The organism is Pseudomonas thermotolerans DSM 14292, from assembly GCF_000364625.1.
Classification (GTDB): domain Bacteria; phylum Pseudomonadota; class Gammaproteobacteria; order Pseudomonadales; family Pseudomonadaceae; genus Aquipseudomonas; species Aquipseudomonas thermotolerans.
This window is the reverse complement of record NZ_KB822636.1, coordinates 1-10,288: the sequence shown is the minus strand read 5'-3', so window position 1 is coordinate 10,288 and position 10,288 is coordinate 1. Positions and strand designations below refer to the sequence as shown.

The 10,288-nt window shown below is 66.9% G+C and carries 11 protein-coding genes, 1 tRNA gene and 1 pseudogene; 5 read left to right on the top strand and 8 right to left on the bottom strand.

The features are described from left to right. Positions 1 to 242, bottom strand: a 242-nt coding sequence (locus H165_RS19380) for a helix-turn-helix domain-containing protein (protein WP_155943634.1), incomplete at its 3' end; no start/stop codon positions are given. Between the two features lie 57 nt (positions 243 to 299). Between H165_RS19380 and H165_RS0117435 the strand changes: the two genes are divergently transcribed. The 4 genes from H165_RS0117435 (at position 300) to H165_RS0117420 (ending at position 4,558) form a co-directional block, all read left to right on the top strand. Next, the gene (locus H165_RS0117435; RefSeq protein WP_017940223.1) at positions 300 to 668 is read left to right on the top strand and encodes a hypothetical protein; all 369 of its coding nucleotides are present in this window, start codon (positions 300 to 302) and stop codon (positions 666 to 668) included. Between the two features lie 34 nt (positions 669 to 702). Next, positions 703 to 2,508, top strand: coding sequence for a pilus assembly protein TadG-related protein (locus H165_RS0117430; RefSeq protein ID WP_017940222.1), 1,806 nt, complete (start codon positions 703 to 705; stop codon positions 2,506 to 2,508). Positions 2,509 to 2,512: 4 nt separating this feature from the next. Then, entirely contained in the window at positions 2,513 to 3,076 is a 564-nt protein-coding gene (locus tag H165_RS0117425) for a TadE/TadG family type IV pilus assembly protein (protein ID WP_017940221.1), read from the top strand. Positions 3,077 to 3,139: 63 nt separating this feature from the next. Further along, a complete protein-coding gene (locus H165_RS0117420; RefSeq protein ID WP_081609379.1) occupies positions 3,140 to 4,558 on the top strand; it encodes a putative bifunctional diguanylate cyclase/phosphodiesterase in 1,419 nt (472 codons plus the stop codon). 112 nt (positions 4,559 to 4,670) lie between these two features. Here H165_RS0117420 and H165_RS0117410 read toward each other — a convergent pair whose 3' ends face one another. The 7 genes from H165_RS0117410 to H165_RS0117380 form a co-directional block, all read right to left on the bottom strand. Beyond that, positions 4,671 to 5,879 carry an MFS transporter gene (locus tag H165_RS0117410; RefSeq protein WP_017940218.1) on the bottom strand — a complete coding sequence of 403 codons (1,209 nt, stop codon included), beginning with the start codon at positions 5,877 to 5,879 and terminating at the stop codon, positions 4,671 to 4,673. 182 nt (positions 5,880 to 6,061) lie between these two features. Further along, positions 6,062 to 6,137 (bottom strand) — tRNA-Ala (locus H165_RS0117405). 79 nt (positions 6,138 to 6,216) lie between these two features. Next, positions 6,217 to 6,879 carry an O-methyltransferase gene (locus H165_RS0117400; RefSeq protein WP_017940217.1) on the bottom strand — a complete coding sequence of 221 codons (663 nt, stop codon included), beginning with the start codon at positions 6,877 to 6,879 and terminating at the stop codon, positions 6,217 to 6,219. A 12-nt stretch (positions 6,880 to 6,891) separates the two neighbouring features. Continuing rightward, complete coding sequence (locus H165_RS0117395) at positions 6,892 to 7,410, bottom strand: C40 family peptidase (RefSeq protein WP_017940216.1); 519 nt, start codon at positions 7,408 to 7,410, stop codon at positions 6,892 to 6,894. 86 nt (positions 7,411 to 7,496) lie between these two features. Then, entirely contained in the window at positions 7,497 to 8,111 is a 615-nt protein-coding gene (locus tag H165_RS0117390; RefSeq protein WP_017940215.1) for a C40 family peptidase, read from the bottom strand. A gap of 68 nt (positions 8,112 to 8,179) precedes the next feature. Next, positions 8,180 to 8,947 carry an NAD-dependent deacylase gene (locus H165_RS0117385; RefSeq protein WP_017940214.1) on the bottom strand — a complete coding sequence of 256 codons (768 nt, stop codon included), beginning with the start codon at positions 8,945 to 8,947 and terminating at the stop codon, positions 8,180 to 8,182. A gap of 24 nt (positions 8,948 to 8,971) precedes the next feature. Next, positions 8,972 to 9,643, bottom strand: coding sequence for a DNA-3-methyladenine glycosylase I (locus H165_RS0117380; RefSeq protein ID WP_017940213.1), 672 nt, complete (start codon positions 9,641 to 9,643; stop codon positions 8,972 to 8,974). Between the two features lie 238 nt (positions 9,644 to 9,881). Here H165_RS0117380 and H165_RS0117375 point away from each other — a divergent pair. After that, positions 9,882 to 10,288: pseudogene (locus H165_RS0117375) on the top strand (IS5 family transposase); the annotation flags it as partial.

Sequence of the window (10,288 nt, the reverse complement as noted above, 5' to 3'; positions counted from 1 at the left end):
AAGCGTTCGGTGCCGGGCACCAGCTTGCGCGTCGGCCGACACGCCTGGCGACGGGCTTGCATTCGCCGCTGCGCCGTCCGGGCCGAGTAGTGCCCGCAGGCGTCACGGTTGCGACGCACCTCACGGCTGATGGTCGAGGGAGAGCGGTCGATCAGGCTGGCGATCCTGCGCAGGCTGAGGCCTTGGGCATGACCGATTTGAATGGTGGCGCGTTCTTCAACGCTGAGTTCGGAATAGGACATAGGGGCAACACCGTACCGGAAAGGTCAGGTGTTGCACTCAGTTTTTGCGGCCGCCTGGTGTTTTACGGGCTGGTCGGCTACAGCGTGCCCCTGCTGCTCGCCGCCACCTATCAGGAAGTGGCTTCCGACGCCCTGCGCGAGGCCATCCGCCACCACGAACTGCAGCTGGGCGACCCCGCCGCCCTGCGGGCCAGCCAGGAGGCACGCGTCCGGGAGGTGATCGCCGCGTCCTGGCTGCCGGACACCTGGGCCAGGCCCTGCGCCGGCTATGCCGGTAGCTACCTGCGTGTCGCGGGGGCCGAATGGAGCGTATGCCTGCGCCACGACGCTCCGCGCAGCATCTTGCCGCCCCTCGCACTGTTCGACTGGGAAATTCCGTCCTTGCCGGAGGAAATCCGCGGCGAGGCCAGCATTCGCATCCGTTAGTCCGGCACTCAAGGAATGAAGAGGAACCCGCTCCATGCGCCACCCCATCGACCTCTCCCCACATAGCCAAAGGGGGGCCTTCAGCATCCTGACTACACTCGTCCTGCTGCTGGTCTTGGGCTTTCTCGCACTGGCGCTTGACAGCGGTCGCCTCTACCTGGAAAAGCGCCGGCTGCAGAAGGTGGCAGACACCGCTGCCCTGGAAGCCATCACCCGCCTGCCGCTGGGCGACTGTTCGGCCGCGCCAGCCGATGCCCAGCAGTTCGCCAGCGAGAACGCCCTGCGCAACGGCTTCGATCCCGACGCCGACGACCGCAGCCTGGCCGTACAGTGCGTCACCACAATGTCCAGCGGCGGCCTGCGCGACGCCGTGGCCGACAGCCACGGGCGGGCGGTGCGTGTCGAGGTGCAGCACCGGGTGCCGACCAGCCTGGTGATGCAGGCTTCCAGCCTGTTCAGCCCATCCATTCCCAATCAGATCACCCTGCGCGCCCGCGCCGTCGCCGAACGCGAGGAGCCCAGCGCCAGCTTCAGTGTCGGCGCCCAGCTGCTACGCCTGGACAACGGCAGACTGCTCGGTCGCCTGCTCGCCACGGTCGGCCTGGATCCGGCGACCCTCACCGTGCTCGACTCCAACGGTCTGGCCAACGCCTCGATCAGCCCTGCCGGGCTGTTGGACGCGCTCGGCGTGGACATCGGTATCGAACAGCTCAAGGTCCTGTCGCCGGAAGGGCTGCTGGACCTGGTCCAAACCCAGGTGGGCCTGTTGGGCATCGACGAGCTGCTGGACCTGTCCCTGGAGGTGGTTTCCGACTCGGTGCTACGCGCCGATCTGGCACTGGTCCGCCAGCAGATCCTCGGCAACCCGGTCCTACGCGACGTGCGCCTGTCCCTGTTCGACACTCCGACCCAGCCTGGCCTGCTGTCTCTCACCACCACCCCCGACGGCGAGATCGGCCCGGCGCTGGACACCCGGGTCAACCTCAGCGAACTGCTGAAGACCGCCCTGCTGATCGGCGCCAACCAACAAGGCTTGCAGTTGCACCAGGGCCTGCTCAACACCGCGCAGCTCGAGCTGGGCATCGTCCGACCGCCATCCATCGGCATCGGTCCGGTGGGCACTACCGCGTACAACGCACAGATCCGCCTGCACCTAAGCGTGGACACGAAGGAAACTCCGCTCCTCGGCGGTCTGCTCGCTGGCCTGGGCGTGCGCGTGCACCTGCCTATCTGGATCGACCTGGTCACCGGGCACGGCACACTAGAATCCCTGGACTGCACAGGGGCGGAACCGCTCGCCGAGATCGACGTCGTCTCCCGGGTCGGCAACGTCTGCCTCGGCGACATCCCGGCAGCGGCGCGCTGGTCGGACAGCCGCAGCTGCGAAAGCGACCTGCAGTCCACCGAACTGATCAGGGCCTCCCTGCCGCTAGTCGGCGGCTTCACCCTGGACCACAAGCTCCACCTGCCCGCCCTCGAGGCGAACACCCGACCGCCGCTGGCCTTCGAGACGGTGCCCCAGCGGGAAAGCACCGCCCCCAACAACTTCCAGCTGGCCAAGACGGTCGATCGCCTGCTCGACGAAATCATGGACCTGATCAAGCCCTCGGCCTTCAAGAGCGAAGGGCTGCTCGGCGGAGTACTGGGCTCCCTGCTGGATCTGGTCGAGCTGGTGCTGGACCCGCTGGTCAACGTCCTCAAGCCGATCGTCAGCGGCCTGCTGAGCCCACTGGGCGGCCTCCTCGACTCCGTAATCAATCAGCTGCTCGGTCTCGAGATCGGGCGTACCGACGTGCAGCTGCAGTCGGTGAGCTGTGGCATTCCGAAACTGGTCCGCTGAAGTCATGAAAGCCCCGATCCCACGACACCACCGCCATCCCGCCCACAGCCGGCAGCGTGGCTCGATCGCCATCGAGTTCGCCACGACCTTCGCGCTGTTCTTCGTGATCCTCTACGCCATCCTCGCCTACAGCCTACCGCTGCTGCTCACCCTCTCATTCAAGGAGGTCAGCGCCGCGGCAAGCCGCGCCGCGATCAAGGTGGACCCGGCCCTTTCACCGGCCGACTACCTGACCACCGTGAGCCAGGAAGTCTCGCGGGTCGTCGAAGCCAGCTGGCTGCCCGCGCAGTGGCGCAACGGTAACTGCCCTCCGCCGGACCAGGGCGCCTGGCAGCCTCTGCCCGCCAGCGGCCAGGCTTCCTACGGCCACCTGCTGCGCGACGAAAGCCAACCGGAAGACCCGCGCTACATCCTGCACGTCTGCCTGCAACGCAAGTACAACCGCAACGGCCCAGCCGGCGAGCGCATGATCATTCCGCCCCTGCGCCTGCTGAATATCAGCATCCCCGCCCTGCCGGAGGAGGACGGCGAAACCATCCTGCGCGGCCGGACCGTGATCCGCCTCTGAATCGCATCTTCGCAACCCGCCAGCGTCGCTGGCCGAGCAGGCCCCTAGACCGAGGACGCCACCATGCCTACCAGCCCCAAAGCAGTACCGGGACCCGCTGAACAGCAGGCCGCCGACCGTCCCTGGAGCGCAACGTCCGGCGAGGAACGCCGGCGCAAACCTGGCTTCCCGGCAATGCCCGTGGACTGTGTCGATTCCGACCAACTGCTGTGCAATCTGCGTCGCATGCTGGAGCACTGCCGACGCCACCAGCGGCAGCTGACAGTGCTCTGCATCGGCCTGGACGACCTCCGGCAGATCGCCGACGAACACGGCCGTGACATCGCCGGCCGACTCCGCCAAAGAATCACCAAACGCCTGCGCGGCAACCTGCGAGCCACGGACCTGCTGGCTCGCCTGGACGACGACTGCTTCGTGGTCGCCAGCGCCCTACCGGAAGGCCGTGCCCTGCCCCACCTGCTCGGCGAACGGCTGCTCGAGCAGCTCGGCCGACCATTCGAGTTCACCGAGCGCTGCATGGCGCTGAAAGCCAGCCTGGGTATCGCCCCCCATACGGATGCCGATACCTCGGCGGAGCGCCTGCTGGAGGACGCCATCCAAGCCATGTACCAGGCCCGGGCCAAAGGCGGACAGGCCCTCCACGCAGACCACGACGCGCCGCCCGAGCGGCCGGAACCCGGCTACCGGATGGCCGCCCGCCTGCGTCGGGCCATCGAGGACGGACAGCTGGAAGTGCACTACCAGCTGCAGTTCGAACTGTCCGGCAGCCATCGCCCCTCGGGCCTGGAAGCCCTGCTGCGCTGGCGCGACGGCGAGGCTGGGCTGATCCCGCCCGAGCGTTTCCTACCGCTAGCGGCCGACCACGGCCTGATGCCCGCCCTCAGCCGCTGGCTGGCACAGCGGGCCTGCCGGGACAACCGCGCGCTGATCGACGCCGGCCTGCTCGACGTGCCGGTGGCCATCAACGTCTGCGCCGACACCTTCCTGCACGACGCCTTCCTCGCCTTGATCCGGCAGGCGCTGGCGGAGAGCGGCCTGCCCGGCGAGCGTCTGGAGGTGGAAATCGTCGAAAGCGCCGCACTGTACGACCTTGAGAAGGCCGCGCGGCACATCCGCGAACTGAAGCGGCTCCGGGTGAAGGTGAGCATGGACGACTTCGGCAGCGGCTACTCCTCCCCCGCCCTGCTCAAGCGCCTGCCGGTGGACCGCATCAAGATCGACCGTTCCCTCATCGCCCCGCTGCCGGAAAGCCCCGTCGACCAGGCCATCGTCCGAGGCATCCTGAACATCGCCGCCAGCACCGGCATCCAGGTGGTGGCCGAAGGCATCGAACGCTTCGCCCAAGTGGAATATCTGCGCCGGCAGGGCTGCCGCTTCGGCCAGGGCTTCTGGTATGCCAGTCCGCTGCCGCACGCCGAGCTGCTGGCGCGCCTGGCTCAGCCGGCCTTCACGACAACCTGCGGAGCTGAGGCGGATCGCTAGCAGCTGATGCCCAGCTGCAACAGGGCCAGGCCGCCCTGCTGCCAGGCCCACCAGACCAGCGCCAGGGCCAGAACGGCGATGGCCAGGCCGAGCCAGCGCAAGGTCCTGGCGCTCACTGTAGCCCCCCCGCCACCTGTAGACGAGGAACAGGCTGCTCGCGGACCGGCCAGTTGAGCACCGCGGCCATCACGCCAAGAAGGATGGATATCTGCCAAACCAGGTCGTAGCTGCCGGTACGGTCATACAGATAACCGCCCAGCCAGCCGCCCAGGAATGAGCCCAACTGGTGGAAGAGAAAGACGATACCGCCGAGCATCGACAGATTCCTCACCCCGAACAGGGTCGCCACAGTACCGTTGGTCAAAGGTACCGTGGACAGCCACAGCAGTCCCATGGCCATGCCGAAAGCATAGGCCGTCCAGGGGCTCAGCGGCAGCCACAGGAAGGCCACGATCACCAGCGAGCGCAGCAGGTACAGTCCGGCCAGCAGGCGCGGCTTGGACAGCCGGCTGCCCAGCCAGCCGGCGATGTAGGTGCCGAACACGTTGAACAGCCCGACCAGGGCCAGCACGGTGGTGCCCACCTCTGCCTGCAGGTGCTGGTCCACCAGATAGGCCGGCAGATGCACGCCGATGAAAACCACCTGAAAGCCGCAGACGAAGAAGCCCAGTGACAGCAGCCAGAAGCCCGAATGGCCGGCGGCCTCGCGCAGAGCCTCGCCGAGGGTCTGCTCCTGACCCAGGGCCGGATGCGGACGGTCCTCGACCATCCAGGTCAAGGGGACGATCAAGGCGATCAACAAACTCAGGGCCAGCAGAGCCGAGGACCAGCCGAGCCACTCGATCAGGCCCAGGCTGCCGGGCAGCATGGCGAACTGGCCGAAGGAGCCGGCCGCCGCGGCTATGCCCATGGCCATGCTGCGCTTCTCCGGGGGCGAAGCCCGACCGACCACGCCGAGCAGCACCGAGAAGGAGGTGCCGGACAAGCCGATGCCAATCAACACCCCGGCGCTCATGGACAGCGACCAGGGGGAATCCGCCAGGCCCATCAGGGCCAGCCCCAGGGCATAGAGAATGCCGCCGATCACCACCGCCCGGGTGGCGCCGAAGCGGTCGGCGAAAGCCCCGGTGAACGGCTGCACCAGCCCCCAGACCAGGTTCTGCAGGGCGATGGCGAAGGCGAACACCTCGCGCCCCCAGCCGAACTCCGCGCTCATCGGCGCGAGGAACAGCCCGAAGCCATGCCGCACGCCCAGGGACAGGGCCAGAATCAGGGAAGCACCGAACAGCACCCAGCCGGTGGTGCGCCATGAGGAAGTCAAGGTCCGAATCCTCTGCTCAGTCAGAACTCGCCCGGCGAGCGGGCGCAGGTATCCATTGCGATAGCAGATACTCCCGCCCAGCCCAGGTCAATCACAGCCGGGATGGGAATCACCGGTACAGCTGCCGGACTTTTCGGGCAGGAATGAAAAAGGGCCCGGAATATATCCGAGCCCTCGAGATTTGGTGGACCGAAGGAGGATCGAACTCCCGACCTCCGCATTGCGAACGCGGCGCTCTCCCAGCTGAGCTATCGGCCCAAAGCGGCGCACAAGGTAACGCGCCAGCGCCTTTCCGGCAAGCCCCTTGCACCACTCCGGATGCGCGAAAGTCGCCCGCTCAGCGCTTGCGGCACAGGGTCAGGCCGTCGCCCAGGGGCAGCAGCGACAATTCGACACGGGCATCGTCCTTCAACTGACGATTGAGCCGCTGGATGGCCCGAGTGTCCTCGTCGGCCGGATTCGCTTCGAGCACCCGGCCACTCCACAGGGTGTTGTCGAACAGCAGCAGCCCGCCAGGGCGCACCAGCTGCAGGCCGAGCTCCAGATAGCGGGGATAGTTGGCCTTGTCGGCGTCGATGAAGATCAGGTCGAAGCGCTCGGCCTGGCCCTCGCCCAGCAGCGCCGCGAGGCTGTCCAGGGCCGGCGCCAGGCGCAGCTCGATGCGCCCCTCGACGCCCGCCTCGCGCCAGTAGCGGCGCGCCACCGCGTTGTAGTCGCCGGGCAGGTCGCAGCAGATCAGCTCGCCGCCCTCGCCCATGGCTTCGGCCATCACCAGGGCGCTGTAGCCGGTGAAGGTGCCCACCTCGATGATCCGCCGGGCGCCCAGCAGGCGCACCAGCAGCCCCATGAACTGGCCCTGCTCGGGGGCGATCTGCCAGCGTGCCATGGGCATGGCCTGGGTTTCCGCACGCAGTCTGGCAAGCAGCGGCGTCTCGCGCAGGGACACCTCGAGCAGGTAGCCATAGAGCGCGTCGTCGAGGCTGATGGAGCGGCCGGTCATGGCGGCAACCGGTCAGGGATGACCGGCCAGGCTCGGTTCGGGGAGGATGCGCCGGGCGCCCAGGTAGGTCTTCTGCCAGTACTTCATGTCCAGGCTGTCGAGACGCACGGTGCCGCCGCTGGACGGCGCATGGACGAAGCGCCCCTCGCCGACGTAAATGCCGGCGTGGCTGACCTGGCTGCCGCCGCTGGTGGCGAAGAACACCAGGTCGCCGGAACGCAGGGAGTCCCGTGACACCCTGGGCACACCCAGGGCCAGCAGTTCGCGGGTCGAACGCGGCAGCAGCACGCCGGCAGCATCGCGGTAGACGTAGCCGATCAACCCGCTGCAGTCGAAGCCGCCTTCCGGGGTGTTGCCGCCGTAGCGGTAGGGCGTGCCGACCAGCCCGAGGGCGCGGAACAGCACGTCCTCGGCACTGCCGGAGGCATTCAGTGGCGCGGTGTATGTGGGGACGGTTGGCTGCGGCCTGCTGGCACAGGCGGCCAGCAATGCGAAAAGGGACAGCAGAGCGAAACGGGTCAGTACAGGCATGACAGGCGGTCCTGTTCCTGAGATGCCACTACTCTGCCCACGGCAGACGGCGCGCGCAAGCCCGGAATTGCGCGCGCCAGAGGCCGTCAGCGCTTGCTGAGGGTGGTGTTCTGGCTGCTGGAGGCCAGTACCAGGGCGCGCTTGGCCTTGATGAAACTGCGGCTCCAGTACTTGTCTTCCAGGCTGTCGATGCGTACCCCGCCGCTGCGGCTGCTGGAGGAATGGATGAACTGGTCGTCCCCCAGGTAGATGCCGGCGTGGCTCACGCGACCGCGACCGTTGTTGTTGAAGAACAACAGGTCACCGGGCTGCAGCTCGTGGCGGGCCACCTGCGGCGCATCCAGGTTGATCATCTCGCGGGTAGAACGCGGCAGCTTCAGGCCGGCTTCCTCCTTGAACAGGTAACCGATGAAGCCGCTGCAGTCGAAGCCGGTGTCCACCGAGCTGCCGCCGTAGCGGTAGCGGGTACCGACCAGTGACAGACCGTGAGCCAGGATGTTGTCGGCGAAGCTCGGCAGCTCGTAGGGCTTGTCCCTGGAGAAGTCCGGCAGGAGTTCTTCCTCGGTCTCCACCGCGAGCAGGTCGAGCGTCGCACGGGCGTCGTGGTCAGCGGTGTTCAGCGCGCTCGGCGAGTATCCGGCGCAGGCCCCCAGAAAGAAAGTCAATGCAAGAGGCACGAGGGGTGCGAAGCGTTTGAGCATGGGCACGACCGTGTCTTAGTCCTTTATGAAGCCGCGACTATGCCTGCCTATGCCTTCGATTGCAAACTTTAATCGCCCGCAATGTGACTCAGTAGCTGCGACAAAATGTCTAAGGCCCGCCCACGCAGGTGGACGTCCACGTAGGGACTGAGCTCGGTGGCGGTGGGATTGATCTCCGCGGTGAAGCCGCCGGCAGCGCGAGTCTGCAGCACCGGCTCGACGATATAGGGGAAGCTCGCCGTGGTGCCGACGCTAAGCACCGCATCGAAGCCCTTGCGCATCTCCCCGTGGAGGCGCTCGACGGCCGCCTCGGGCAGCATCTCCTCGAACAGCACCACCGGCGGGCGCAGCACCCCGCCGCAGGCAGTGCAGAGCGGCGGCAGCGAGCGCTGCAGATGCCCCTCCAGATCGTCGCTTTCCGCACCACAGGACTGACAGAACAGCGGCGCTATTCCCCCATGGATCTCGATCAGCCGCTCCGGCGGGCTGCCGGCGGCGCGGTGGAAACCGTCGATGTTCTGGGTCAGCACCCAGCACTGCGGCTTGAGCCGCTGCAGCTCGGCGATTGCCTGGTGGCCGGCGTTCGGTTCGGCCTTGAGACACGCCCGGCCCAGCTCGGCCAGATACTTCCAGCACAGTGCCGGATCACGGCCCAGCATGGGCCCGGACAGCACGTCCTCGATGGGCAGCCCCTCGGGCGTGCAGCCGTTGTACAGCCCGCCCAGGCCGCGGTAGGTGGGCAGCCCGGAATCGGCGGAGAGCCCCGCGCCGGTGATGATCAGGATGCGTTCGGCGCGCCGGAGGCTCCAGGCGGTACGGGCGATGATTTCGTACATCTGCGTTCCGGCGCGCGGCCTCGCTCAGTGGTTGACGGTATGGGCCAATAGCGTAGACAACTGGCACAGCGGCCGCCCGCTCTGCGCCCGCCATTCGTTGAAGGCGGCCTGCACGGCAGCCAGCTCCTTCTGGCTGGTCGGCGCCTTGTCGATGATCCCCTGAGCCTTGAGGGCGGCAACCACGTCATCGGTGGGGATGAAGGTGTCCTTGCCGACCATGCGCAGGAAGCGCGGCGCCGACAGCCCGCCCAGCTGAGTACCGTGCTTGCCCAGGTACTTCCACAGCTCGACGATGTCGGACACCGGCCAGTCGGCAATCAACGCGCCGAAGCTGCCCTTCTCCCGGGCCACGTCGAGGATGAACTGGGCATTGCGCGGCACGCTCTTGAGCTTGGCCAGGTGACGGATCAGACACTCGTCGTGCATCAGCCGCTCCAGGTGCTCGGCGCCCATCAACACCACCTTGTGCGGATCGAAGCCGAAGAACACCTCCTCGAAGGCCGGCCACTTGGCATCCACCAGGCTGTGCTTGAGCCCGGCGCGGAAAATGCGCAGGGAAATGATCGACAGATAGCGATCGTCACCCAGAGCACGCAGCTCCTCGGGCGACTTCGGCTGCGGCAGCCGCGCCTCCAGGGCCTCAACCGAGCCAAAGCGATTCAGACAGTACTGATAGAGCCATTGGTAGTCGCGCATGCCGCCACCTTGTCCGGAAAAGCGCTAAGGGTGCCGGCTGCGCCGGCGCGGTGCAATGCCCCCGCAGCCTTCCGGCCTCAGCCACGCAGGCGGTTGTCGCGACCATCGATCACGGCGCCGATCTGCTCGCTGTCCTCATGGATGCGACTAGCCAGCCCGGCGGACAGCGGCAGGCGCCAGGTTCTGTACGAAAAGTCCGAACGGGTAGTATCGGCGCCATGACCGGCTGGAGGCCCGCATGGCAAAGCGTTACGAACTCTCGGATGCAGCTTGGGAGCTGATCGCGGATCTGGTTTCCCCCGAGCAGAAAATGGGGCGACCTCGCAGTGATGACCGGCTGATGCTCAACGGCCTCCTCTGGATCCTGTGCTCAGGCGCAGCTTGGCGTGACCTGCCAGAGCGGTTTGGCCCATGGTCGACGGTGTATCAACGGTTTCGTGACTGGCGGGATGACGGTACGTTCGACCAAGTTCTTGAGCGTTTGCAGATTCGATTGAATCAGGAAGGACTGATTGATCTGGATACCTGGATGATCGACTCGACAGCGGTACGAGCAACCCGAGCCTCTTCTGGCGCCGGGAAAAAGGGGGGCCAGAAGAGCCGGTAGACCATGCGTTGGGACGTAGCCGAGGTGGCCTGACCACC